Genomic DNA, 26,345 nt, shown 5'->3' on the forward strand with positions numbered 1-26,345 from the left:
CATCCCTCAAAGCCCGGCGCTTGGACTTTATAAGCCAATGCGCCTCATTAGGACACTGCGAGGTCTACCGCCCCGCGGGCGTCGGCGCCTCACCCCAGGCGCTCGAAAACTCTTTTAAACCCGTAAGCGGTAACAACGTCAAGAGGTGGTTTATGAACTGCATCGAATTGAATCAACAAGCCGACCGAATCGCCAGCACGTTCAGTAAGCAAGAGCTTGCCAAACTGGTACTGGCACTTAAAAGTCAGGGCGAGTCACTTCAACAGGCGGTCGAAGTGCTCGACACGATCGATACGCGCGCGGGCTACTCGATGGAACAGGCTTGGGAAGAAGTGCTTGCCCAAGACTCTCAACTAATTGTCGAAGACGAAGAGTAGACGTGTCGAAGGCAAAGAGTCGAGTAGCGACCAGCGCGGTAACTAAAAAAGCCCCTTCAAGGGGCTTTTTTATCGAGCGCTTTATAGGACTTTATTGGGTCAACTCCGCCGGCGGGTGGGTCGTGTCCGGGTTGTTGTCGAAGTAGGCATTGAAGCGCGCCTCGGCGTCGTCGCCAAACAGTACCTCGCAAGCCTTTTTAAGGCCTTCGGAGCGTGCCAGTTCGTCGCGGTGGACCACCAGCGACACCTTGGCGCGGCGGCGCAGGAAGTCTTCGAGCTCGGTGATCATTTCATGATCACGGGCGTACTCGAGCTCGCAGCGGATGTATTCGGTTTTCTCGATGAGGATCTCCGCCTCGGTGGGGTCGGCCTTGATCTTGTCGAGCATGGCGAAGGCATCCAAACCGTAGCGCCGCCACAGCCGTGAAGAGAGCTTCTCCGTCGAGGTGGCCGGGGTCAGTTTGTCGAGCTCCATCTCGCTTGCTTGCTGCATGAACGACGCTTTTACATCATCGCCTGGCTCGCCGTACCAAAGCTTGTTGGGAGCGCTCAGCTCGACCCCGAGCCTGGTTAACTCGTCGGCGATCTCTTCGCCCACGTTCAGGCAATCGGTCAGTTTGCCGCCGAAGATGCTGATGTGGGCGCTCTCTTCGTGGGTGTCGATCACGTGTTTGCGCGAAAGCTGCAGGAAGTCGCGCTCCTCGTCTTTCTCGGCTTTGACCGCCAGCGGGCGTACCCCGCACCGGGTAGAAACCACATCGTCTTGGGTGAGCGGCGTTTTAAGCGTCAAACGCGAGTTGATATTTTCGAGAACGAACTGAATATCTTCCTGGGTGACCTCCGGGTTGGGGTGCTCCATGTGCGTATCCGTGGTCCCGATGCAGGTACGGTTGCCCATGGGAATCACGAAGAACAGCCGCCCGTCGTTGGCGAAAAACGCCAGTACGCGCTTGGTCTTGGTCAGCTGCGGTACGATCAGGTGGATACCCTTGGAGTACATGTGCTGGTGCGAGGTGGTTTGCTTTGTCAGCGCGTTGTGCTCGTCGACCCAGGGGCCGGCGGCGTTGATCAGCACTTTGGAGCGAATTTCGAAGGTGGCGCCATTCATCGCATCGCGGGCTTTCGTGACCCACACGCCGTTTTCGCGCTCGGCACCGAGCGACTCCACGTAGTTGGCCGCCACGGCGTCGAACTTCATGGCCTGACTTACGAAGTTGAACACGAAGCGGGCGTCGTTATCGTAGAGGTAGGCATCCGAGTACTCGAAGCCGCCAACAGCGCCTTCGGTTTGAATGATCGGCTCTTCCTGTTTGATGTTTTTCGGCGATAAAAGGTTGGGGCGTTTGGTGAAGCCGTTACCCATCAGCCAGTAAAGCCAGGTGCCCGCCCATAGGTAGTACGGGGAATGGCGAAAGCCCTTGGTAATGGTCGTGAGAAAGCGAATTTCCTTGACCGTAGACGGGTAGCTTTTGATCAGGTGATTACGGCTTTTACAGAGCTTGCGCACCAGCCCGAAGTCGTTGGACTCCATGTACTTGATACCGCCCCACACCAGGTTGGACGAGTGCATGCTGGTGCTGCCGGCGAAATCCCCGCGGTCGATCAGGGCGACTTTCGCGCCTTTCCCCGAAAGGGCAGCGGCGGCGGCCGCACCGTTGATGCCGCCGCCGATAATCAGCGCGTCATACTCTTCATTGGGCAGCTTTTCGAGATTGCGAGTTCGAAGCGTCATAGCGGTTACCGTCAGGTTTAGGCGTGGGGCCGAGGCGTAAAGCCGCGCTTTATTTTCAATAACGAAACTATAGATGATCGATTCCGAACATTCAACGCGTTTAGCCCTGGGTGGGTCACTTCAATAACATCAGTAAACGAGGCTTCGAAAGTTTTAGATAAGAGCAGCGTACGTCTGGTACGCGACAGCGCGATGACGTGCATAAAAAAAGCCGACCCAGGGGGCCGGCTTTACCGTTTCAGTAGCGTTCGAGCAGCAAGCTTTCTATTTGATGCTGGCCTCTTCGCTAACGGCCGGGGCTGGTTTGGCGGCCGCGTTGTGGTTGATCAGCGTCGACTTGTTGGTCGCGAATTCGTCGTAGGCGAAGTCGTCCACGGTGAGCATCTCCAGCACCTCTTCTTCGAAGATGCGCATGAACTCGGCGTCCTCTTCGCTAACGATACCCGATTCAAGGCCGGCTACGACACGTGCTTCCGGATGAAGCGCGGTTTGCGGTAGCTCGCCTTTGGCGTAGGCCTTGTTGACCGTGCGATAGATCTTCTCGGCGCGCTCGTAGTCCACCAGCAGGGCGTTGTAACGCGCCAAGGGGTTACGCTGTTCGCCGTCGTCCTGATCCCAGGTGTTGTGCAAAAGCTTGGTGCGCAGCGCGCTGTGAGTCGAGACCCGGTGAGCGATATCGCGGGCGAAATCGTCGTGGGGTTTGTCCCAGCGCCGGCCAGCAGGCATCACCACGGCATTGAGCACCTTGCCAAGCGCGCGGTTGGGCAGGTTGTCGAAGATTTCGACGAACGCCTGCTCAGCGCGGTGGAGCAAGAAGCGGCAGCTATAGTGCAAGAGCGCCTCTTCACCTTCGACCTTGTCACCGGCCTGCCACTGCTTGAGCACCATGGAGGCAAGATAAAGGTTGGAGAGCACATCACCCAGGCGCGCCGAGAGCATTTCGCGCTTTTTAAGCGCCGAGCCCAAACTTGCCATGGCGGCGTCGGCGCACAGGCCAAAGCCTGCCGAGAGGCGGGCGATATCCTGGGCATAGGCGGCGGCAGGGGCGTCAAACGGCACGCCGGGTTTGCCAATGCCGATGCCCAGGGTCAGGGCGCGAGCAGCGTTACCGAAAATGAGCCCGGCGTGTTTGAAGAACGCCGTGTCGAACGCCTTCATGTCGTTGGCGTCCTTGGCGGCCAGCTCTTCGAGTACATAGGGGTGGCAGCGGATCGCGCCCTGACCAAAGATCATCAGGTTACGCGTCATGATGTTCGCACCTTCCACGGTGATCGCCACCGGGTTGGCGCTGTAGCCGATACCCAAGTAGTTGCGCGGGCCAAGCGTGACCGCTTTACCGCCATGCACGTCCATGGCGTGGCTTAGAATCTCACGCTGGAATTCGGTCAGCTGGCTTTTCAGAATCGCCGAGGGGACCGCGGGCTTTTCGCCGTGATCGATCAGGTTGGCGGTCTGGTAGACCGTTGCCTGGGCGATATAACCAAGGGCGGCCATTTTAGCCAGCGGCTCCTGCACGCCTTCCATCTCGGCCACCGGCACGTTGAACTGGCGGCGCACGCGGGTGAAGCCGCCGCTCCAGCCCAGCGCATAGCGCGCGGTACCGGTAGCGCCAGAAGGCAAGGTGATGCAGCGCCCAATGGACAGGCACTCGACCAGCATGCGCCAGCCCTGACCGATCATGTCCTGGCCGCCAATGATGGTGTCCAGCGGTACGAACACATCGTGTCCCTTGATCGGCCCGTTCATGAAGGGGCTGCCGATCGGATGGTGGCGACGGCCGATTTCCATGCCGGCGGTGTCCCGGGGGATCAACGCCAGGGTAATGCCGCGATCTTCTTCGTCACCCAGCAGTTTTTCCGGGTCGAACAGGCGAAACGCCAGGCCCACGACGGTGGCGATCGGTGCCAGGGTGATCCAGCGCTTTTCGAAGTTCAGGCGTACGCCGAGCACTTCCTGGCCATCGATGGTTTGTTTGCAGACCACGCCGGTATCCGGAAGCGAGGTGGCGTCAGAGCCCGCGCGCGGGCCGGTCAGGCCAAAGCAGGGGATTTCGCGGCCATCGGCCAGGCGCGGCAGGTAGTGATCCTTTTGCTCTTGAGTACCGTACTTGAGCAGCAGCTCACCCGGGCCGAGCGAGTTGGGCACGCCCACGGTGACCATCAGAGTTTCGTTGGCCGAAAGCTTTTGCAGGGCCATGGACTGCGCCTTGGCCGAGAAGCCTAGACCGCCATACTCTTTCGGGATGATCATCCCGAAGAAGCCCTCTTTTTTCAGGTAGCCCCAAAGCTGCTGGGGAAGATCAGCACGCTCGATGGAGATATCCCAGGCATTACACATGCCAGCGGCCTTGGCGCACTGCACGTCCAGAAACGCCTGCTCGTCTTCGCGAAGGCCTTCGTCTTTATAGTTTAACAGCGTGTTCCAGTCGGGCTTGCCGGAGAAGAGCTGGCCATCCCAGGCAACGGTACCCGCTTCGAGGGCGGTGCGCTCGGTGGCGGACACTTTCGGCGCGACTTTTTTGAACGTGGCGAAAATGCGCGGCGTGAGCCATAGCCGACGAAGCGGGGCCAGGCCCGCCGCCGCGACCAGTAGCGCCGCGATAATGAGGATAAAGCCGGTGACCGGTGCCTCGAACACCAGACCTACCAGCCCTAATACCGCGAGTACGCCAATGGCCGGGGCCGCACCGGCCTCGCGGCGCATGACCACCAGCAGGCCTATCACGGCCAGCACTATAAGCAGTAGCGTGAGCATGGAATTTCTCCTTTTTGTTTATGCAGAGTCTTCAAGCGTGGTTCGTTCAGGGCTTTTTGTACAAACCTGTTTTTGAAACCGGGGGTTTGGGGCAGCGCCCAGGGTACGTATTTAAACGAATGTTTGAATAGTGGCAGACTAGCGCTGCTTTGCGCAAGTACTACGCCAGTACTGCGCCAGTACTATGTAAGTACTACACGAGCGCTACGCCCACGGCACTCAAGTACTGCGCCATTACTGCTCGCCTGCCATGAGTCGTGCCGATAACCTGGCGGTGGCTTGGTTTCTTTATAGTGGGCCCGATGGTGGCTACTTGCTTGATGGCGTGTCGTAGGTAGGTAAGCGAAAGAGGGCCACGCAGGGGAGCCTCGCGGACATCAGCAGGGTAATCGTTGGGCTCGTTGCCTGGCCGGGGCGTTACCGGCCACGAAGTATTCGACGTTTTCCCGCGGCAACGGCGCGCGGCCGCGAATACGGTCGGCGATTTTCTCGGCCAGCATGATCGTCGGCGCGTTGAGATTGCCGGTCGGAATCAGCGGAAAGAGCGAGGCATCGACCACGCGAAGCCCTTCGATACCATGGACCCGGCCTTGACCGTCGGTCACCGCATCGTCCCCTTCGCCCATCCGGCAACTACCGCAGGGGTGGTAGGCGGTTTCGGCGTGCTCCTTGATGAACCGGTCCAGCGCCGCATCGCTTTGCGCGTCTACCCCCGGGGCGACTTCCCGGCCACGGTAGCGGTCGAACGCCGGCTGGGCGATGATCTCGCGGGTCAGTCGAATGGCGTCGCGAAACTCCTCCCAGTCCTTCTCTTTGGACATGTAGTTGAACAGGATGCTGGGCGAGGCGGCCGGGTCTTTCGAACGCACCTGGACACGCCCGCGGCTTTGCGAGCGCATCGAGCCGACGTGGGCTTGAAAGCCGTGAGCCTGAACCGCGCTTTTGCCGTTGTAGCTGATGGCAATGGGTAGAAAGTGATACTGCAGGTTGGGCCAGACTTGCTGGTCATTGGAGCGGATGAATCCGCAGGCCTCGAACTGGTTGCTGGCACCGGTGCCGGAGCCTTTAAAGAGCCACTCGGCGCCGATTTTGGGCCGGTTGTACCATTTGAGCGCCGGGTAGAGCGAAATCGGTTCCTTGCATTCGTACTGAATGTACATCTCCAGGTGGTCCTGTAGATTCTCGCCGACGCCGGGCAGGGCGTGAACGACCTGGATATCCAGGGCTTTCAAAAGTGCCGGGTCGCCTACGCCGGAGCGCTGGAGTATCTGCGGCGAGGCGATGGCGCCGCCGCACAATAGTACCTCGCACTTGGCGCGCACGCGTTTCTCTTCGCCTTTTTGCCGATAGCGAACGCCCACGGCGCGCTTGCCTTCGAATTCGATCACATCGGTCAGTGCGTGGGTTTCGATGGTCAGGTTGGCGCGTTTTTTGGCGATATCCAAATAGCCACGGGCGGTGGAGGCGCGCCGCCCTCTGGGCGTGACGAAGCGGTCCATCGGGCCAAAGCCTTCCTGCTGGTAGCCATTGACGTCTTCGGTCTCCGGGTAGCCCGCCTGTTTGGCCGCCTCGATGAAGGTGCGGTAGAGCACGTTATTGCCCGGCCTCGGCGTGGTGATGCTGACCGGGCCGTTGTCACCGTGATAGGGGCTTGCGCCGGTGTCCCGGGTTTCGCACTTTTTGAAGTAGGGCAAACAGCTCAGGTAGTCCCACTCCGCAAGGCCCGGCTCTTTCGCCCAGTGGTCGTAATCCAGGGCGTTGCCCCGGATATAGCACATGCCGTTGATCAGCGACGACCCGCCCAGGCCCTTGCCACGACCGCACTCCATGCGCCGGTTATCCATATAGGGCTCCGGGTCGGTCTCGAACGCCCAGTTGTAGCGCTTGCCCTGAAGCGGAAACGCGAGGGCGGCCGGCATCTGAGTGCGAAAATCGAGGCGGTAGTCCGGCCCGCCCGCTTCCAGCAGCAGCACACTGACGCCGTCGTCTTCAGTCAAGCGTGTGGCCAGCACGTTGCCCGCCGAGCCCGCACCGATGATGATGTAGTCAAATTCGCGTTGCCAAGCCATGCATACCTCCCGAAAGTCGAGTAACGAAGCAGGATTAAAACGCCGTATTCAAAACACCGACTCGAACGGCCCCATCTCGATCTGCACGGATTTGAGTTGGGTATAGTGGTTAAGCGTTTCGACCCCGTTTTCACGGCCGATGCCGGAGGACTTATAGCCGCCGACCGGCATCTGGGAAGGGGAGTCGCCCCAGGTGTTGATCCAGCAAATACCCGCCTGCAACTGGTGAATCACTCGGTGGGCTTGGCTGAGCCGTTCGCTGAAAACCCCCGCCGCCAGCCCGTAAGCGGTATCGTTGGCACGGCGAATGACCTCGTCTTCGTCATCGAAAGCGAGCACCGACATCACCGGGCCAAATATCTCCTCCTGGACGATGCGCATGTCATCGGTACAGTCGGTGAAAATGGTCGGCACTGCCCAGGCGCCTTTGGTGAACGGCTTGTGATCCCAGGCGTTGCCGCCCACCAGTACCCGCGCGCCTTCCCGTTTGCCAAGCGCGATGTAGGCGAGCACCTTCTTTTGGTGCTCGAAGCTTACCAGCGGGCCGAAGTTGACCGTGGGGGTGAGCGGGTCGCCGGCGCGGATACGCGCGACGCGCTCGAGTAGTTTGGCTTCGAACGTTTTTTTGACCGAGCGCTCGACGAAGACCCGCGTGCCGTTGGTGCATACCTGGCCGCTGGAGTAGAAGTTCGCCATCATCGCAGCGTCGGCGGCGCGATCAAGCTCGGCATCCGCGAAGACGATCAGCGGCGACTTGCCGCCAAGTTCCATGGTGACGTCTTTGAGGGTGGAGCCCCCGGCGGCGGCCATTACCTTCTTGCCGGTCTCGACCTCGCCGGTGAACGAAATTTTGGCGATCCCCGGGTGCTCGGTCAGCATAGCGCCCACGCGGCCGTCGCCCTGCACCACGTTGAAAACGCCGTCGGGCAGACCCGCTTCGGTCAAGATTTCGGCCAGTTTGATGGCCGTGAGCGGGGTGATCTCGCTTGGCTTGAAAACCACGGCGTTACCCGCGGCGAGGGCCGGAGCGGCTTTCCAGCAGGCGATTTGGATCGGGTAGTTCCAGGCGCCAATCGCGCCGATAACACCCAGCGGCTCACGCCGTGTATAAACGAAGGCGCTTTCGCGCAGCGGAATCTGGCTGCCTTCGATCGCCGGGGCCAGACCTGCGTAGTACTCCAGCGCATCGGCGCCGGTGACGATATCGACGCTCGATGTCTCGCTGATCGGCTTGCCGGTGTTGAGCGTCTCCAGTTCAGCGAGTTCATCGTTACGCTCACGCAGTAGCGCCACCGCGCGCAGTAAAATCCGTGCGCGCTCCATGCCGGTCATGGCCGCCCAGACGCGCTGGCCCATTTGGGCCGCCTCGACGGCGCTATCCACGTCGCTCTGGCTTGCCTGACCAATGGTGGCAAGCGTTGCGCCATCGAACGGGTTAGTGACGCTAAAGACTTCGCCGGAAGAAGCCTCTTTCATACGACCGTTGATATATAGAGGGCCGGTGGGATGCACGTTCATGGAAGACTCCTGTGGGTAGGGCGCTATCGAATCAGTGGGGTAGGCCAAGTAAGCGGTCTCGCTGGGCCAGCGCCAGGTCGCGGGCGCTTTCGACGTCGAGCCCATCCGGGGTAAGGGCGCCGCGTAGCCAAAGCCCGTCGATCAAAGCGGCCAGGGTGCGCGCGGCGTTTTGCGCCTGCTCCCGGGGCATTGCTTTACGAAACTGGCTGCACAGGTTGGCGTAAAGTCGCCGGTCGTTGACGTTTTGTAGGCGAGCCAGCGCCGGGCGGTGCATGCTGCTGGCCCAAAACGCCAGCCAGGTTTTAGCCGCGGGGCCACTGACCTGAGAGCGGTCGAAGTTACCTTCGATGATCGCGCCGATATGTGCGCGAGCACTACGCTCAATCAGTCCCCGGCGCCGTTTGGCGACCGCCTGGCTCAGGTCGGTCAAAATCTGGCGCATGGTGGCTTCCAAAAGGCCATCCTTACCGCCGAAGTAGTGGCTGATAATGCCCGCAGATACCCCCGCATGGCGGGCGATACGCAGGATAGTGACCTCGGCGAGGCCAACTTCGTCGATCGCGGTCATGGTGGCCTCGATCAGCTGCTGACGGCGTATTGGCTCCATTCCCACTTTGGGCACGATGACCTCCTGGATGACGATTTAGACCGGCGTTATTTAAGGGTGGAGCACGTGAAAGCCCCAGAGCTTCGTCTTGAAATCCCCGTTGGGGCATGGTTACCTGAATATCGTGGCATTTATTAATTGAACGTTCAATCAATAAAAACGAAGTGACCAACGCCCCCCAACGCTACTACGCTAAGACCCTCACCCATCAGGAGATAAGTCATGAGCTACGCAAACAAGGCTAAATGGAGCGCGCTTGCAGTGCTGACCGCACTGCCCGCCGCCGCGATGGCCGATGAGTGCACGGCCGTACGTTTTGCCGAAGTGGGGTGGACCGATATTACCGCGACCACCGCCATGGCAAGCGAAGTGCTCGACGCGCTGGGCTACGAGCCCCGGGTCGATACGGTATCGGTGCCGATTGCGTATGCCGGTATGCGTAATAACGACTTCGACGTCTTCCTGGGGAACTGGATGCCCTCCATGGCCTCCATCAGCGACCCCTACGTTGAAGACGGCGACGTGGTGCGCCTGGTGGCGAACCTGGAAGGGGCGAAGTACACCCTGGGCGTTCCGCAGTACGTTTATGACGCCGGGGTAACGTCGGTCGAGGACCTGGCCGAAAATGCCGAACGGTTCGACTCCCGCATTCACGGCATCGAAGCCGGTAATGACGGTAATGAAATGATCGAGCAGATGATCGAAGACGACGCCTATGGCTTGGGTGAATGGCAGGTCGTCGACTCGAGCGAGGCGGGCATGCTCTCCGAGCTCAACACGCGGGTGCCCAACGAAGAGTGGATGGTATTTTTGGGTTGGGAGCCGCACCCCATGAACACCAACTTCGACATGGCGTACCTTTCTGACGCCGACGACTACTTCGGCCCGAACCTGGGCGGGGCAACGGTGCACACCAATACCCGAGCCGGCTTCATCGAAGAGTGCCCCAACGTGGGCGAGCTTTTAGGCAACATGACGTTTACGCTGGAAATGGAAAACCAGTTGATGGCCGAGATCATGGATGAAGGCACGGACCCCCGCGAGGCGGCCCGGGCGTACCTTGCCGAGCACGACGACGTTCTCGAGCAGTGGCTCGAAGGCGTTACCACGCGCGAAGGCGACGAAGCGCTGCCCGCTGTTCGTCAGGCGCTCTAATGTTCTTGCAGGGCAAAAAGCAGAAGTGCCCATGATTTTAAACATTTAGTGTAAAAGGCAGGCCGTTATGGCTTGCCTTTTGTCATCGATGTGGGCATAATCTGCACCCGCTGATGAGGCAAAGGCTACGTAGCTCAGCTGGTTAGAGCACATCACTCATAATGATGGGGTCCCCTGTTCGAATCAGGGCGTAGCCACCACATCGCGCACGATAAAGCTAGCACGCCAAGGCTTTATCGCTATGGTGGCCCCTTAGGTCCTCCCGCAACGCGAAACTGCAAACCCCGCCAGGCCCGGAAGGGAGCAACGGTAGTGGTGGATGCGTGTGCCGGGATGTGGCTTTTGGGGCCGCCTCCATTTCTGACGTTCTCCCCCGTTATCAAGACCTCGATCCTTGGCGCTATAACGCCCTCGCGACGCTTATCCGTACATTGGCAACGTCTGCCTGTGTGCGATCGGCGAAACGCTTTATGCGATCGCACACAAGGTTATTCATCGAAGCTCAAAACCGTATGTCGTGCCATTTCTAACGATTTTGTGAGTACGTTAACGCCTCACTCGTCAAAGACGGCGTCCAGTTCATTATCTATGGAGGCAAACGCGGCCTCATCCGTTAGCAATTGGCGTAGCGTTTCGACGGCCAGTTGGCCCTCGTCATCGATCAGGTTATTTAGCCATAGCAAGGCCTGCTGCTGATTGGGATTCTCGAAGCCCCGCGCCAGAAGATAGGCTCTGGCCAGGGCGAGGCGAGCAGTGCGGTGTCCCTGACTTGCTGCCTCATAGAGGTAGCTGGCACCCCGCTCGACATCCTGCTCTATGTTGTCCCCGTTGAGGTATTCACGGCCAAGCGATGCCTGGGCGCCCGCGTGGCCCCGATTGGCGGCGTCCAGCAGTAGCTCATGGCCTTTCGGTACGTCCTGGTCGATAGCACCCTGACCCCGCATATAGGCAATACCCAGTTCGGCGCGGGCATAGAGGGCGCCCGCATCACTGGCCTGTCGATACCAGCGCTCGGCAAGCTCGGCATCCTGTTCGACCACGTCACCGTGCTGGTAGGCATCGCCCAGCACGTAGGCGGCGTACGGGTTGCCGGAGGCGGCCGCCTCGTTGAGCAGTTCAAGACCGCGCGGCACATCTTGCTCAGTGTGCCTGCCGGTCAAGTAGGCTTCCCCCAGGTCCTGGCGCGCACCCGCGTGCCCTCGGGATACAGCGGTTTCCAGGTAGTCGATACCGCGCGCGCTTTCGCCCCGATCCAGATACATGCGGCCAAGGGTTGCCCCGGCACCGGCATGGCCTGCCTGATAGGCCCGGTCCAGCCAGCGCTCGGCCTGGTCCTGGTCACGCTCCACGCCATTGCCGTCGAGATAGGCGCGACCAAGGTTGGCCATGGCGCTGGGATGCCCGCTTCGGGCGGCGGCGATGAGCGCCTCGATATCGCCTTCGGCCCCCAGGTCGCGCTGCACGTAGGCGAGGGCGTCGGCGGCGGAGGGGTGGCCTGCCTCCTGCGCCCGGGTCAGCCATCGTCTGGCGTCATAGAGGTCTCGCCGGACGCCGTTTCCCTCTCGATAGGCACGACCCAGCAATACCATGGCATAGCCATCCCCCTGTTCGGCGGCTCGGGTGATTAGTCGAATGCCCTGGGAGGCATCGCCTGGCAGCGCGCCGTCCAGATAGGCTTCACCGAGGATGGTCATCGCGGTGGTATCGCCGCTCTGGACGGCGCGTGTCAGCAGCTCCTGGCTTTGGTCAGGCCGTGAGGGCAAGACATCGCCGGCCAGGTAGGCCTCACCGAGCAGCCGCATGGCGCCGGTCTGGCCTTGCGCGACCGCCTCCTGGAGTAGCGCCTGGGCGCGTTCGGGGTCTCTTGTCACGCCCCGGCCCGCCAGGTAGGCGGCGCCGAGTTGCTGGGTCGCCCAGGGGTGGCCTAGTTCATGGCCACGCTCCAGATAGTCCGCGGCGACACCGGGTCGGCTTTCGACTCGCTCGTCATCCATGAACAGTGCCCCTAGCTGGGCCAGGGCCAGCGGGTCGTCATTTTCGGCCGCTTGTTCGAGCAGGTCGATGCCCCGGGAAAGATCGTCAAGGCCTGCCTGGCCTTCGACGAGGGCACGACCGAGAATCACCCGAGCATCGTTGGAGCCGGCCTGGATGGCCTCGCTCAGCCATCGTTCAGCGCGATCCGGCGCCGGGGGGCGGCCGTCGCTTCCGGGCGTCAACAGTGCCTGGCCGAGGTAGGTCATGGCGTCGACGTCACCCTGGCGCGCGGGTTCTTCCAGTAACGAGATACCCAACCGGTATTCGCCGGCGTTGGCCAGCGCTTGCCCGGCGCGGGCCCGGTCTTCAAGATCACCCAGCTGCGCGGCTTGCTGCAACCACTGAATGCCCTGATCGGACTGGTCACTGAGCAGGCCGTCCGAGGAGTAGAGCGATGCCAACCGAAACATGGCGTCGACATCGCCCTGGCTTGCATTGGCTTCGAGGCGCCTGGCGTAACGCTTGGCGTAATCCATCGACCGAGCGGAGTCTTCTTCTAACCAACCGTCGGGTGCGTGCGCCTGGGCCAGCGCCAGCAGCGCCTGTTCCTTGTCCTGAGAAGCCGCTTGCTCGTAAAGCTCGCGGGCCAGTTCCGGGTCCGCTTGGACACCTTCGCCGCCTTCGGACAGCAGGGCGGCAAGGTCGACTTCCGCTGTCCGGTCGAGATCGGCCTCTTTGGCCTGCCAAAGCAGGTGATAAGCCAGCACATCGTTACGTTCTACGCCGCGACCCTCTCGGTAGAGCTGTGCAAGGTTGAGCGAGGCATGACCGCGGGTCGAGGAAGGCCGGTTGATCACTTCGCCATAAAGGCGTGCCGCCTCGGTGAAATCCTGTTCGACGCCGAGCCCTTGTTCATAAAGCTTGGCCATCTCGTAAAAGGCCGGTGGCACATAGCGCTCCATCAAGGGCTTGAGGTACGCGATGGCTTCATCGAAGCGGCCCTCTTCGATGCGCTCCTGGGCGAGGTTGATTCTCTCCCAGTCCGAGCCACCCGTATCGACTTCTGGCGCATTGGAGAACCAGCCGACATAGTGGGCAGGAACCGGGCCTGCATGTTCTCCGACAGGCGCCTTCTCGGTGGTGACGGCGCAGCCAGCGAGCCATGCCGATAAGGTTAGCGCTGCGCTTAGCTGCAGCGTAGGTCTACGGAGTATCCGGGTCGTTGTCCTCGTCATATGCTTCCTGTCGTTTTTGTGTGGCGCGATGACCGCTTAGCTATCCAGGCCCCGAAAGGCGTCGGTATCCTGGCGCTCTTCGTCTCTGCGAATGTGCTGCTGGGCATCGGGGGCCATGAAGTAAAAAGTGACGGGGCCTCCCGCACTGCGACTATAGGTGGGGCGTACGCGGGTAATGAAGCTTTCCATACGTGGATGGTCGAAGTGGGAAAGGTACATCTCCATCCAGGGGAAGTACTGGGGGTCTCGCAGAAAACCGGAGTACTGTTCGCGAGGCGCGTAATCGCCCAATGCTTCCGGGTCGTCGAGGATCTCGAACAGGTAATCGACGCCTTCATGAATGGTGCTGTTCTCATACTCCAGATCGAAGATGTCATAGCCCTGGCGATAGACGATTTGCATGTTGGGGATGAGGTAGCTAAGTGCGTAGTTCTGGTAGTGAGTAGCGCGTCGTCCGCGGCGCACCTCGAGGGGAAGGGCGCCTTCCTCGGTCATGTCGTGCAGGGCCGAGTAAATAGCGCCAACACCAAAACGAAACAGGTCGTCGTCTTCGACCAGTACGCCGATCATGGTGGCGTAAAGCGCGCGACGATATAAATGGTTGTTACAGCAACTTTGCTGCGCGACACCCGGCACGTTGGAGTGCTCCCGGGCCAGGCGTTGCAACCACTGTTCGATCTCGGCCCGTTCCTGCTCGAGGCCATCGATAAAAGGGCGCACGATGGAGTAAGCCAGGCCCGCGGCGAACAGCATCGACTCGGAGGCGAACCAGGCTTGGGGTTGCGCGGGGGCATAGACGAAGTCCGTCATGGCTTCAGCCTCGGCCCAGCGATGCAAGTAATGCACCAGGCATTCGCCGTAGTAAATATCGCCACTGGCCACGAACGCACCGGCAAGCTCCGATACGCTATCTTCGAAGGCGAATAATGGCCTGGTCGCCACCTCCCATTCGTCAGGACTGGGATAGAAGCCGGGTATCGCGCCCCGGGTCGTGATGGGCTCCGCGTTGGTTTTTTGACGGCAACTGGGGCCCATCGAGAACTCGTCTTTCAACTGGAGCAAGATGGTGCTTTCGGTTTGCTCGAGTAGCGCCATGCGCGCTTCTACGTCAAAGTAGCTGGCGTTGGTATCGGTGACACGGTAGTCAGAAAGGTCAAGGTTTTGCCGCTCCTCGTTAGAGAGCGTCTCGTCCAGATTCACACTAGCCGATAAAGCGGTGCTGCCCATTGCCACCAGGGCGACGGGCAATGCAAAGAGAAACCGGGCGGGAAGTCCTTTTGCTAAGCCAAGAGGCATGATCATTATTGCTCCGAAAGCGTGGCGGCTCGCGCTCAAGATCCTGGGGTATAGAAGCGGAACTCGGCAAAATCCACGTACTGGTCGCGGGGCGTGCGCCAGCCTTCTCCCGTACCACCAAAGAAAGTGGAAAACATCAAACCATCGATGGTGAGAGCCGGGGTGGTACGAAAGACGATGTTGCTTTGTTCAAGCACGGGCTGACCGTCTATCCAGATCCGCGCGACACCGTTCTCCCGATCCGGGTCGTTAAGCAGGATTTCCTGTTCGATGGTCGCCCAGGACCCGGCCGGGTAGCGCCAGGAGCCGCGACCTACCGATTTTCCCTCGAAACCGACGACGTAAGGGTAGAGCTCGCCCTGGCCCTCTTCGCGCCACATCAAACGCATGGAGAAGCCGTGCTCGCCATCGACGCTATCGCCGCCGGAGGGGGCGTCACCGCCATAAAGCCCCGGCAGTTTGCCGCCTTTTACGAAATCGAAGTCGGCCGGGAAACGTACCTTGTAGCTCAGGCAAGCGCGCTCGGCGTTTTGAAACGAAGCGGGGTCGCTGTAGAAGCCGGCGCCCCCAAGAGGCTTCTCCCCGGGCGACGAGCTGCCCGCGGGATAGCGGACACGCAGACCTGCTTCATTGAGGCCATTGTCCTCGGAGGCCAGGTACGCAACGTTCTCTTCGGTACCCCAGTGCCGCGTGGTATCGAACGCCTGGCGAATGGCGCTGTAAGCGTCCTCGGTGGGCGCCAGGTGCGGAGCTTCGGCCAGGTGGTAGCGCTGAGAGCAGGGCGCCTCCTGGGGCGTGCTAACGACGGCATTCTCGGCCTGGGCGGCCTGGTTTGCCGAAAACGGCAGCAGCGCCAGCACGCCCACTAGTAGAGGCGTGGGCCGTAACCCGATAAATGGCTTGGAGTATTTACCCTTCAGTGCTGATGGCATCGGTATCGTCCCAGTAGTGGTTGATTTCATCCCGGACCGTGTCGTAGAGGTCGTGGCTTGTCTGTGCAATCCAGTTCACGCCTTGCCATATCGTTTCCGAGGCGTCACTAAGAAGCTGTGTTTCGCTAAAGCGAACGTCGATCGGTTGGCCCACGCTTTCTGGCGGCAAGGGCTCCTCGGGAAATAGCAATACACTGGCCATGTTTTGCTGCTGGCGTACCCAGCTGGGGAAACCGGCCCGGGGCTGAGATTCGATATCAAGGGCGACGTTGCGCACCTGAGCGCGAATCGGTTGAGTGGCATTGGGCAGTGTGACGTAGGCCTGCTGATTGGGCTGGATGCGGCTAATGTCATCCATGTGCACCAGCGCCTCGACCATCACGTCGCCTTCATCGGTACGCACCAGGGTCATGATCGGCTCGCTCTCGTCGATGTAGACGCCGGCGGCACTACTCAGCGCCCAGGCAACGAGGCAGTTGCAGGGGCTGTATATCTCGTTTCTGGCCTGAACACCCTGGAGGGCGGCGATGCGCGAGCTCTCGTAATCGCGCACCTGCTCGAACTGTTCGATACGCGCCTCGGCGATCGCCGGCGATACCGTATCGAAGCTGGTCGTGTCACCGCTGGCGGGCCTTGCCGAATCCGCCAGGCTGATCTCTTGGGTATCCTCTTCGAGATAGCCTCGCAGGTTCTCGATCAGTTGTTCGTTATAGCTGATGGCGGCTTCTGCGAGAATCAGTTCCGATTCGAGGTCGCGGTCGATCACGTGGGTCAATAGCTGGTCGCGCTCGACCTGGTCACCCGCGTTGAAGTCGTGCTCGCCCAGCACGCCGGGGCTGGGGGCGCGGATATCGATACGCGGTGCCGTCACGGCGGCGAAGCTTGGCTCGATCAGCACGAAGTTACGATAAGCGGTTGCAGCCGCTACCAATACCAACAAGCCGATCGCAAGGAATAGCAGAACGTAGCGTCCGATAGGCTTGGGCGGGCGTTTGGCAGGCGCTGTCCTGGCGGCTTGACGCTTGCGAGGCGTCTGCGGATCGTCGCTGACCATTTGGCCTTCGATATTGGGCGCACGGCCGCTCAACCAGCTACGAATGATTTGACGTAGCGACTCCTGGTGCTGCGGGTCCATCTCGTTGAACTTGAATCTGACATCGAATCCCTTGCCGTTCTCTCGGGGAGTGGTGTCGATGCATTCGGCCGTGGCCGGCACGATGACATCAAAGGTGCCCGCCGCCATGATCAGTGACACGTCAACGCGCTCACCAGCTTCAAACGCACGGCTGCTTTGGGCAGAAAAGCCGCCGAGCGAGACATCGTTGCCGTCAAGCTCGGTATCGCTATCGGCGAGGGTCACGCGAAACAGGGTCGGAACCCGGATATAGCCTCTTTCGTCACGCTTCTCATGCTGGAGTGGGTTATCCTGGGTCATACGTTCGTTTTCTTGATGTAAAGGATCATCTTTCATCCGTAGGTGGTTCCTTGCGTCAGGGATGAGTCGTCGACAACTTTCAGGCCGCCTTTATAAGAAATAGTCAGTAGGCGCCTGTTGGATCGGATTACCGGGCGTCATTGCCTGCCCCCCATAGCTGTTCGATGGCGATATGCATCGAAGTCCGATCCGGAAGCAGAGTGTCGCCGGTCGAGATCACCAGGATGAGGAAAAGCGTGCCATAGAAGAGCCCGTGCAGCGCATGGCCGATGCGTCGCTGTCGGCGCACCGCGACCGGGTCGTCCGGTTCGCCCGCCGAGATGCCCTGGCGCGACCACTGCTGACGATTGAAGCGAAAGCTGACATAAGTCTTGAGGATCGCGCCCCACACCTGGTTGTAATAAATCAGCGGAATCCACAGCCAGCTGAATCGCCCGCGTTGCCACGCCAGAATCGACACGGCAATGCCACGGGTGAACATGATCCAAAGCACGTAGGTGAAGAAAAACGAGGGGCGTATGAAAAGCGTGACCAGCAGGACCACCGTGGGGCCCACCAGGGTCGTCCACATGGAGATACGCTGGTCGACCAGGCTCCACCAGGTGAACATTCCCATGGGGCGAGGGCCCAGGGCGATGGCGCGATGGCTGATGCGCAGCATGTTGCCAAACCAGCGCCGCATCAGATCGGTGGATGATGCAAAGAAGCGATGCCGGTTGGGCAGCTCCTCGAATCCCGTGACGAAGACATCGGGTACATAGAGCATCGACCAGCCGTTTTTCAGCAGCCAATACCAGGAGGACTTATCGTCGCCGGACAGGAACTTGAAACTACCGAAGCGCCAGTGATCGACGTGGTCGCTCTCGATCAGCTCGATGAAGTCCGGCTTGGTGGCAAGGTCAGTGCGAAAAACGCTGTAACGACCGGTGAGAACGAGTAGCCGCCGGGACAGCGACATCGAACTCATCATCAGGTGGCGCTGGGCATAGCGCAGGTCGTACCATTCCCGGGTGGCGTCACCCCCGGTTACCCGGGCACGGTTGTTGGTCGTCAGTGCTCCCAACTCGTCCTGGGCAAGGAAGAAGGAAAGCGTACGTGACAGGGTATCGGGCTCGATGAGGATATCGCCGTCCATCGAGATCAAAAGCGAGCCCGGCGCTGGCAGGCACCGGGAGATCGCCCGCAGCACCTCGGCCATGGCCGAACGCTTGCCGTCACCCTTTTGAAACATGTAGCGCACGCTGACATTCTGTGGCCAGTCGTTTTCTTCCAGCACGTGCGTGATGATATCCACGTCGGTACGGTCCGAAACGGACGCGAAGATCGTCGTTGGAACCCCGTACTGATGGGCTTCGCGTATCAAGGCATCGTAGACCTGGAAGTTGACGCGCTCGTCGATACGATAAGAGGTGCAAAGCACGAAGAGCTCAGGCGGTTTTTCCTGGTTGCCGGCCTCATCGGCGTCGGCACGCAAGTTCGGAAAGACTACCCGGTTGTACAACAGCGAGCGAACGGCCTGTACCGTCCACCAGGAGTAGCGCCAGATAGCGATCGCTCCAATGATGAAAAAGAAACTCTCCGACTCGGGCGAGAGGACATCCGCCGGCAATTGGCTAATGGCAAAGATCAGCAGTGCCAAACCGAACAGGAAGGTGGTGAGTTCCGCTATACGGCTGGCCGAGGAGTGCTTTTGGCGATTAGCGAACATTGAAGGCCTCAAGCCGGGACGGCGCGTACGGAGTCACCTCGGCCGATGGCATAGTAGGCAAGCCCTGCCGCTTTGACAGTGTCGGGATTGAAGAGATTGCGCCCATCGACGACGACGGGTTCGAGTAACGTGTTGTTCAGTCGCGAGAAGTCGACGGTGCGAAAGGCTTTCCACTCGGTGCAGATGACCAGTGCATGGGCGCCTTCCAGGGTATCGTCGCGTTGCTCGGCAAGGATGAGGTCATCGCGCTCCCCGTAGAGACGACGGCACTCGTCGCTGGCTTCCGGGTCGAACGCCTGCACGCGCGCACCAGCGTTCCACAGGGCTTCTATCAAGGTTCTGCTGGGCGCCTCTCGCATGTCATCGGTGTTGGGCTTGAAGGCAAGCCCCCACAAGGCGATGGTTTTGCCCGCCAGTTGACCATCCAGGGCCTGAGAGAGTTTGTCGAACAGCGTGCTCTTCTGGCGCGTATTGACCTGTTCCACCGCCTTGATCACATGCGCGGGCTGGCCGATGTCGTCGGCGGTATTGGCAAGCGCTCTGACATCCTTGGGGAAGCAGGAACCCCCATAGCCACAGCCGGGGTAGATGAAGCTGTAACCAATGCGCGGGTCGGACCCGATCCCGTTGCGAACCTCTTCGATCTCAGCACCCAGGTGCTCGGCCAGGTTGGCGACTTCGTTGATGAAGCTTATCTTGGTCGCAAGCAAGGCATTGGCCGCGTATTTGGTCAATTCGGCGCTGCGTACACCCATGAACATCAGCTTGTCGCGCTGACGGTTGTAAGGGCCGTAACACTCCCGCATGGCGTCCTTGACGCGCTCGGATTCGGTGCCGACGATAATGCGAGAACCGCGGGAGAAGTCTTCGATCGCGGCTCCTTCCTTGAGAAACTCCGGGTTCGAGCAAACGTCGAAATCCAGCGCGAGGCCCCGCTTTTCGAGCTCGGTAGCCACCGCTTGCTCCACCTGGGTGGCGGTCCCTACGGGCACGGTCGATTTGTCGACGATGATCGTGTAGTCATCCATATGCTGGCCGATCGTCTGGGCCACCTTGAGGACGTACTGAAGATCGGCACTGCCATCTTCGTCGGAAGGGGTGCCCACCGCGATGAACTGAAGCGAGCCGAATTTGACCGCTTCTGGCGCATCGGTGGTAAATTTCAACCGGCCAGCGGCTTGATTATCTTGCACCAGGCGCTCCAGCCCCGGTTCGAAAATCGTTAAATTACCCGCTTTAAGACTGGCCACTGTCTTCTCGTCGACATCGACGCACATAACGTCATGACCGACATCGGCCAGGCAGGCGCCCGTTACGAGACCCACATAGCCACAACCGAAAATACTAATTTTCATGTTCCCTGTTACTCCTTGGTGAAGTGTCGTCTTATATTTTTATGTCAAAAAGTTTCGATGAGCATTAGCTTCATTAGCTAAAAAAGCTCATGGCCTTAATGCTGGAATATTTCAATTCAAATAAATTAATGCATTCTTATATTAATAGTTTCGATTAAAAGTTGGCCACTATGGTGGTATTGATTTTTAGTATTTTCAAGGCGTGTCACGAATCCAAATGGAAAGTTGGACAGGTCTACTATCGACTATAAGAGTTGCTTTGATGGCTTTGAGTCGATCGATACGGGGCATGTTTTTAGCGAGGAATCGCGTTTATTAAACGATAGGTAGGGCGGGGTTTGTCGGGTGTAAAGCCCGGTCTGCCGGACCTTATGCGGTATTTAGGCCCGATTGATGAGTGTCGAATATATCGGGCGCTCTCTGGCTTTCGTGATATTCAAAATGAGGCCATCGTATTGCCCAATTCTTTGCCAAAGAAAATATTTTTATTTAATCCATGTTATTAAGAAAATAAAGTCTGTAGATCGATCCTTTATCATTAAATAATAAATATACTTTAATTTATGTTGTTGATGACTGAGGTTGAGGTGCCATTTTGAGGGGAGGTATTAATATAAATAATTTTTTAACTTGAGTTATTTGCATGACTTTTCGATTTAAGTTAAAGCGATAGTTTCTAACGTCGCTTTTTCTTTCCTCTATCTCCCTGTTCTCGTTCGTGACCTGCGCGCCGCTATTTCGTTAAGGTGTCATTGACGCATTTGAGTGGGGATTGTCGTGAGGCGGCTTTGCATGAATTTTAGCCTTGTGATGCTGCTGGCGCTATTTTCAAGCTGCCGGGAATCGGCCGGGTTGGCCAGGCGCGCCAGGTAAGTCTGCGCGAGCGACCCTAAACGACGTCTCAACATATTTGCAGATACTTTATTAAAGGATTAGTATTTGTAAATAATAGTTGGGGATGGTCATGCAAACAGCACCTGAGTTAGCGAACGACAAAGCCGCCGCGGCGGCCGGTTTGAAGGCCGCGGTCCGTATTCTGGATAAATGGCAGGCAAGCGGTGAGCAAGGCGAGGCGATTCTACGTGTTTCGCATTCGACCTACGCCCGGGCGCGGCGTGGGGAGCTTGCCGAAATCAAGCTCGACAGCGACCAGCTCACCCGCATCAGCTATCTGCTCAATATTCACGCGGCGCTGCGTACCCTGTTTGAAAACCCGGAGAACATCTACGGGTTTGTCTCCATGGCCAATCATAACCCTTACTTTAATGGCCGTACGCCGCTTGAGGTGATCGCAAGTGGCGACTTCGCCGCGCTTTACGAAACGTTCAAGCGCATCGATAGCCTGCGAGGCGCCCAGTGGTAGCGGTCGAGGCGCTGGCGCAGCGCGTGCCCAATCGGGTCGAAGGCTACCGGTTGATCAATAGCAAATTCCCGCCGATCGCACTTTTCGACGACGTGGCCGATGCGGATGAGTTCGAAGCGCTTTTCAAGCTTCAGGCGCTGACCAATCCCCGCATTCGCAACGAGCTGGGGGATTTGGCGCTGCTACCCACCGAGGAGATTCCCTTCGGGATTCGCGGGTGTTCCTACGCCGCCGGGGCATTTACCCACGTCAATCCGGATGGTTCGCGCTTTAGCGACGGGCATTTTGGCGTGCTTTATATCGCGGATACGTTAGCCACGGCGATCGCCGAGGTCAGCCACCACCAGCAAGCCTATTGGGAGAAAGTGCCCGCGCTTCATTATGAACGCTTCGTGTTTCGAGGACTGCGCTGCACGTTCGATGAGAAAAATTGCCGCGATGGGCTCGCCCTTGAGCAGGATCATCCGGTTTATGACCCGGACAGTTACCGCGCTTCCCGCGTACTGGGCAGAGAACTTCGTCAGGCCCGGGAACCAGGGCTTCGCTATCGGTCGGTGCGAAATCCCGGGGCGACCTGCTGGGCGCTAATGACCCCACGCTATGTGAAAGGTGTCGTGCAAACCACGCATATCGAGATGGTCTGGAATGGCCGACTGACACAGGTCAACCGGCTTTCGGCGCTGGCGGGAAAAGAGAAGTAGGCTAGCGGCGGTGCTGTTCAGTAAAGCGCTGCATAATGGCGAGGGTTTCGTCGCTGACGTGGTGCTCCATACCTTCGGCATCGATGCGCGCGGTGCTGTCGGTCACGCCCAGCGCGCGCAAAAAGTGCAGCACGACATCGTGGCGGCCCCGAGAGGTCTGCGCCATTTTCTTGCCTTCTTCGGTCAAAAAGAGCGAGCGGTAGGGCTGGCTGGTGACAAGGCCCAGCTCGTTGAGACGGCGGATCATTTTTGAAACGGTCGCCTGGCTTACCGCCATGCGATTGGCGATATCCGCTGCCCGCGCTTCACCGCGATGATCGAGCAAGTCGCCAATGAGCTCTACGTAGTCTTCGATCAGCTCGGTTTCATGAGCGTTGCGCACTGTTTCGTACTGGCGAGCGTGTTGCTCGACCGGCGGAAGCGCATCGTTGCTATGGCCGCCCCGTAGAGGACGTTGCGGCGTTTGGTCATCACTCATTGGCAAAACTTACTGGCAGTAGATGGAAACAGCGTCATAAAGCTAGCGTATCGCACCGGCGATTGTTAGCCAAGGCTAAATTGTTTACCCGTGGCTTTTACCGGCCAACGCCTGCACAGGCGCATACTAGCATACCCCTAACGCCTCTAACGCCGTTCGCGGCAGGGCGGCCGCCGCGGTTAGCGCTTGGCTTCACCTGCGGCCAGCGAGTTGATCTGGCTCTGTACGCCCAACGCATCTTCTACATCCAGTTGAAAGGCGATGCCGGTGCCCGGCGTTTCATCGAATTCGCCCACCCGGGCAATTGCTTCGAGTATTGCCCGGCTGGCGCTCGCCTCGCTGAGAAAAAGCAGCACATCGCGTTGAGCGGTGATCTCCATGCCCAAAAAGCCATGCACCGGATGATGGCCTTCGCCGCGGGCATTGTTGATCACGGTTGCTCCCGTCGCACCGGCCTCGCGGGCGGCGTTCAATACTCTATCGCTCAGCTCGTCTTCTACTAACGCGACGATCAGTTTGAAGCGCATGGTGGTCTCCTTTGCGCGCTGCTATTAACGGTTGCCTAATGGCTTCTGGCGCTTTTGCGTCGATAAAGCCACTGGCTGATCTGGGCGTAGCCCATAACGGTCATGATGGGAAACAGACATGCCAGGGCGATCATGCCAAAGCCGTCCGCCAGCGGGCTGCGTCCGGGAATGGCGCCGGCGATTCCCAGGCCAAGTGCCGTGATGATCGGCACGGTAATGGTCGAGGTCGTCACCCCGCCGGAGTCGAAGGCCAGCGGTATGATGGCGCGCGGCGAGCGCAGTGTTTGCACGATCACCAGACAATAAGCACCCAGAATGAACCAGTGAAGCGGCAAGCCCATGACGATACGCCAAACCCCGAGCGTAATGCCCATGGCCATCCCCAGGGCGACTGCGATGCGCAGCATCAAGGGGTTGAGCGTGCCGCCGGAAATCTCGCCTGCCTTGAGGGCCACGGCCATGAGCGCGGGTTCGGCAATGGTGGTGCTTGCGCCGATAGCGAAGGCGAACAGGTAGATCCAGTAATAGTCCGACCAGTGGCGCGTAGCCCCTGGCGAAAGCGCGGGTAGAAAGTCCGGGTCGGTCAGCTGGATGGCCATGAGCTCGCCCAGCGGAAACAGCGCGCTTTCCAAACCTACCAGAAATAGCGCAAGCCCCAGCCATACCATGATAAAGCCTACGGCGACCTGGGCCGGGCGTTTGATGGGTTTGCGGATTACGCCAAACTGGAAGCCAAAAATGATCAAAATGATCGGCGCAATATCGATCGACGTACTCCAGAGGCTTTGCAGTATCGTCATAGCACGCCTCCCGCCGAGATTCCCAGACTTAGGATGCCGAATACCAGCACGAAGATGATGGGCATGATGGAGGCCAGCGCGATCAGTCCAAAGCCATCAAGCATGGGGTTACGCCCCTTGATGCTGGAAGCAAGCCCTACGCCCAGCGCGGTGACCAGCGGCACGGTAATGGTCGAGGTGGTCACCCCACCGGAGTCGTAGGCAATCCCGATCAGCGCCTCCGGGGCGATCAGTGTAAGCAGCAGTACCAGCACGTAGCCGGTAATGATCAGCGGCGGCAAGCGCCAGCCCTTGATGATGCGTACCACGCCAAGAATCACCGCCACGCCGACCGACACCGCCACCACCAGGCGAAGCGTCAACGCAAAGCTTGCCTGGGCGCCGGGCTCGATCATGGCGCTTTCGGAAAGTACCAGCGCCGCCCGGGCGGCCACGGCGATAAGCGCCGGCTCGGCCACGGTAGAGCCAAACCCAAGGGCAAAGGCAAAAACGATCAGCCAGATGATCGAGCCCTTTTTCACGAAGGCGTGGGCCAGGCTTTCGCCAAGCGGGAAAAGCCCCAACGACAGCCCCTTGATAAAAAGCGTCAGGCCAATCAGTACGCAGAAAACGCCCACCGCGAGGTCCGCCAGGGCAATGGTATCCGGCAGCGGCTGGCGAATGACCACGAGCTGAAAAAAGCCCATCACCAGCACGATCGGGGCAAGATCGCGCAGGCTGCTTTTGAGCTGGTGCAAAAGTGATAGAACGAAAAGCATGAAGTCACATTGGGTAGGGCGCGTCGGGCCATATTACCGTGGGCGCGGGTTGCGGGTTTGATATGAAGCAAGCTTTTCGAATCAAGCGTTCTAAAAACTCCCCAATAACGTGCCCAGGGTGATGACGCTGACCAGTGCCGCGATGGGTAGCACGATAGTGACCATGGCTACATTGGCGTAGGACTGGCGGTGGGTGAGCCCGCAGATGGCCAAAAGCGTAATGACCGCGCCGGAGTGGGGCAGAGTATCCATGCCGCCCGCGGCAATTGTTGCCACCCGGTGCATCAGTTCCGGGTCGATACCCGCCTGCTGCGCCATGGCCAAATACTCGTCGCCCAGGGTTTCCAGCGCAATCGAGAGCCCGCCGGAGGAGGAGCCGGTGATACCCGCCAGCACGCTCATGGCAAGCGCCTCGGAAATCAGCGGGTTGTTGGGGGACACGTTCAACACCGCGTCGCGAATGATGGCAAAGCCAGCAAGGCTTGCGATCACCGCGCCGTAGCCCACTTCGGACGCCGTGTTGAAAATAGGCAACAGCGAGCCAAATACCCCCTTGTTGACGGTCGTTTTAAGATTGGCCCAGTGGCGCCAGCGGGTCACCATTAGCCAGGCAGAGGCGCTCAAGAGCGCAATCAGGATGGCCCAGAGGCCCGCCTGGTTATCCGCGGTGACGTTCTCGAAGGCGGCGTCGATAAAACTCAAATCCAGGGCGGGAAAGACACCGTAGGTAAATAAAGCGTTCAGCCCGATCACCATCACCAGCGGGATCAGCGCAAGCGGCAGTGCCATGGTAGCGAGAGTGGCTTCATCAGTGCTCTCTTCGGTCTCTTTATCGGTATGTACGCCGTAGCCTTCGCCAGCTGCTTTGGCCTTGTGCACGCGCGACTGAATATAGGCGATCCCCAATCCCAGCATGATGAGCCCGCCGATCACCCCAAGGCCCGGGGCTGCGAAGCTGTTGGTGGCGAAGTAAGGAATGGGAATGGCGTTCTGGATGGCCGGTGTGCCGGGCAGGGCGGTCATGGTAAAGGTGAACGAGCCAAGTGCGATGGAAGCGGGGATGAGCCGCTTGGGCACGTTGGCCTCGCGGAAAAGCTCGCGGCTGATCGGGTAGATCGCAAACGCGACCACGAACAGCGATACGCCGCCGTAGGTGAGTACCGCGCAGGCCATGACCACGGTCAGTACCACGTGTTGGGTACCCAAACGCTTGACGATACCGTTCGAAATCGAGTGGGCCGCGCCGGAATCCGCCATTAGCTGGCCAAACAGCGCGCCGAGTAAAAAAAGCGGGAAGAACTGGGTGACGTAACCGCCCAGCGCCTGCATGAAGGTGTCGGTGTACACTGGCAGCAAAAAAGCGCCATCGCCGGAAAGCAGCACGGCAAGTGATGCCATGAGCGGCGCCAGCAGCAGGACCGAGATGCCCCGATAGGCCAGCAGCATCAACAGTACGAGGGAAACGATAATTGCCAGCATACTCATGGGAGTGCCTTGTTCTTTGTTGTTAATAGAGTGGACAAGCGAAAAAGAGTAGGCCCGATGTTGCAAAGCAGCAATGCCTTAGTGAC

General features: G+C 59.3%; 20 protein-coding genes, 1 tRNA gene and 1 other RNA gene. 6 read left to right on the top strand and 16 right to left on the bottom strand.

The window, feature by feature from the left end:
- The first annotated feature begins 152 nt into the window (after positions 1-152).
- Entirely contained in the window at positions 153-377 is a 225-nt protein-coding gene (locus ACWHVV_RS08970) for a hypothetical protein (protein ID WP_447929020.1), read from the top strand.
- Positions 378-468: 91 nt separating this feature from the next.
- Here ACWHVV_RS08970 and ACWHVV_RS08975 read toward each other — a convergent pair whose 3' ends face one another.
- From ACWHVV_RS08975 to betI, 5 genes are all read right to left on the bottom strand, one after another.
- Positions 469-2,109 carry a glycerol-3-phosphate dehydrogenase/oxidase gene (locus tag ACWHVV_RS08975; RefSeq protein ID WP_447929021.1) on the bottom strand — a complete coding sequence of 547 codons (1,641 nt, stop codon included), beginning with the start codon at positions 2,107-2,109 and terminating at the stop codon, positions 469-471.
- Between the two features lie 264 nt (positions 2,110-2,373).
- Complete coding sequence (locus ACWHVV_RS08980; RefSeq protein WP_447929022.1) at positions 2,374-4,863, bottom strand: acyl-CoA dehydrogenase; 2,490 nt, start codon at positions 4,861-4,863, stop codon at positions 2,374-2,376.
- A gap of 377 nt (positions 4,864-5,240) precedes the next feature.
- A complete protein-coding gene (gene betA / locus ACWHVV_RS08985) occupies positions 5,241-6,932 on the bottom strand; it encodes a choline dehydrogenase (protein ID WP_447929023.1) in 1,692 nt (563 codons plus the stop codon).
- Positions 6,933-6,980: 48 nt separating this feature from the next.
- Positions 6,981-8,450, bottom strand: a complete 1,470-nt coding sequence (gene betB, locus ACWHVV_RS08990) for a betaine-aldehyde dehydrogenase (protein ID WP_447929024.1) — start codon at positions 8,448-8,450, stop codon at positions 6,981-6,983.
- Between the two features lie 31 nt (positions 8,451-8,481).
- Positions 8,482-9,072, bottom strand: coding sequence for a transcriptional regulator BetI (betI, locus tag ACWHVV_RS08995; RefSeq protein WP_447929025.1), 591 nt, complete (start codon positions 9,070-9,072; stop codon positions 8,482-8,484).
- A gap of 207 nt (positions 9,073-9,279) precedes the next feature.
- Between betI and choX the strand changes: the two genes are divergently transcribed.
- The 3 genes from choX (at position 9,280) to ffs (ending at position 10,560) form a co-directional block, all read left to right on the top strand.
- Positions 9,280-10,212 carry a choline ABC transporter substrate-binding protein gene (choX, locus tag ACWHVV_RS09000; protein ID WP_447929026.1) on the top strand — a complete coding sequence of 311 codons (933 nt, stop codon included), beginning with the start codon at positions 9,280-9,282 and terminating at the stop codon, positions 10,210-10,212.
- Positions 10,213-10,335: 123 nt separating this feature from the next.
- Positions 10,336-10,412: transfer RNA gene (locus ACWHVV_RS09005), tRNA-Met, on the top strand.
- 51 nt (positions 10,413-10,463) lie between these two features.
- An RNA gene (ffs, locus tag ACWHVV_RS09010) (signal recognition particle sRNA small type) lies at positions 10,464-10,560 on the top strand.
- Positions 10,561-10,766: 206 nt separating this feature from the next.
- On the opposite strand, the gene ACWHVV_RS09015 is transcribed toward ffs, so the two are convergent.
- From ACWHVV_RS09015 to ACWHVV_RS09040, 6 genes are all read right to left on the bottom strand, one after another.
- On the bottom strand, positions 10,767-13,421 hold the full coding sequence (locus ACWHVV_RS09015) for a tetratricopeptide repeat protein (RefSeq protein ID WP_447929027.1): 2,655 nt from the start codon (positions 13,419-13,421) through the stop codon (positions 10,767-10,769).
- A gap of 36 nt (positions 13,422-13,457) precedes the next feature.
- Positions 13,458-14,723 (bottom strand): alginate lyase family protein, encoded by a 1,266-nt coding sequence (locus ACWHVV_RS09020; RefSeq protein ID WP_447929028.1) that lies wholly within the window; start codon positions 14,721-14,723, stop codon positions 13,458-13,460.
- Between the two features lie 29 nt (positions 14,724-14,752).
- Positions 14,753-15,649: a polysaccharide lyase gene (locus tag ACWHVV_RS09025; protein ID WP_447929029.1), complete on the bottom strand. Its 897-nt coding sequence runs from the start codon at positions 15,647-15,649 to the stop codon at positions 14,753-14,755.
- Complete coding sequence (locus ACWHVV_RS09030; RefSeq protein ID WP_447929030.1) at positions 15,627-17,084, bottom strand: HlyD family efflux transporter periplasmic adaptor subunit; 1,458 nt, start codon at positions 17,082-17,084, stop codon at positions 15,627-15,629. The genes ACWHVV_RS09025 and ACWHVV_RS09030 overlap by 23 nt, the downstream gene beginning before the upstream one ends.
- A gap of 127 nt (positions 17,085-17,211) precedes the next feature.
- Positions 17,212-18,792, bottom strand: a complete 1,581-nt coding sequence (locus tag ACWHVV_RS09035) for a glycosyltransferase (protein WP_447929031.1) — start codon at positions 18,790-18,792, stop codon at positions 17,212-17,214.
- Between the two features lie 8 nt (positions 18,793-18,800).
- A complete protein-coding gene (locus ACWHVV_RS09040) occupies positions 18,801-20,147 on the bottom strand; it encodes a UDP-glucose dehydrogenase family protein (RefSeq protein WP_447929032.1) in 1,347 nt (448 codons plus the stop codon).
- Between the two features lie 964 nt (positions 20,148-21,111).
- On the opposite strand from ACWHVV_RS09040, the gene ACWHVV_RS09045 reads away from it, so the two are divergent.
- Both ACWHVV_RS09045 and ACWHVV_RS09050 read left to right on the top strand, forming a co-directional pair.
- On the top strand, positions 21,112-21,510 hold the full coding sequence (locus tag ACWHVV_RS09045; RefSeq protein ID WP_447929033.1) for an antitoxin Xre-like helix-turn-helix domain-containing protein: 399 nt from the start codon (positions 21,112-21,114) through the stop codon (positions 21,508-21,510).
- Complete coding sequence (locus ACWHVV_RS09050) at positions 21,504-22,211, top strand: RES family NAD+ phosphorylase (RefSeq protein WP_447929034.1); 708 nt, start codon at positions 21,504-21,506, stop codon at positions 22,209-22,211. Before ACWHVV_RS09045 ends, ACWHVV_RS09050 begins: the two co-directional genes overlap by 7 nt.
- Position 22,212: 1 nt before the next feature.
- On the opposite strand, the gene mntR is transcribed toward ACWHVV_RS09050, so the two are convergent.
- From mntR to ACWHVV_RS09075, 5 genes are all read right to left on the bottom strand, one after another.
- Complete coding sequence (mntR, locus tag ACWHVV_RS09055; protein ID WP_447528751.1) at positions 22,213-22,689, bottom strand: manganese-binding transcriptional regulator MntR; 477 nt, start codon at positions 22,687-22,689, stop codon at positions 22,213-22,215.
- A gap of 179 nt (positions 22,690-22,868) precedes the next feature.
- Positions 22,869-23,216, bottom strand: coding sequence for a P-II family nitrogen regulator (locus tag ACWHVV_RS09060; RefSeq protein ID WP_447929035.1), 348 nt, complete (start codon positions 23,214-23,216; stop codon positions 22,869-22,871).
- Between the two features lie 35 nt (positions 23,217-23,251).
- Complete coding sequence (locus tag ACWHVV_RS09065) at positions 23,252-24,016, bottom strand: DUF1538 family protein (RefSeq protein WP_447929036.1); 765 nt, start codon at positions 24,014-24,016, stop codon at positions 23,252-23,254.
- Positions 24,013-24,774: a DUF1538 family protein gene (locus ACWHVV_RS09070; RefSeq protein ID WP_447929037.1), complete on the bottom strand. Its 762-nt coding sequence runs from the start codon at positions 24,772-24,774 to the stop codon at positions 24,013-24,015. Before ACWHVV_RS09070 ends, ACWHVV_RS09065 begins: the two co-directional genes overlap by 4 nt.
- A 90-nt stretch (positions 24,775-24,864) precedes the next feature.
- Positions 24,865-26,259 (bottom strand): GntP family permease, encoded by a 1,395-nt coding sequence (locus ACWHVV_RS09075; RefSeq protein WP_447929038.1) that lies wholly within the window; start codon positions 26,257-26,259, stop codon positions 24,865-24,867.
- Positions 26,260-26,345 lie beyond the last annotated feature (86 nt).

This window comes from Vreelandella sp. EE27 (assembly GCF_968206495.1).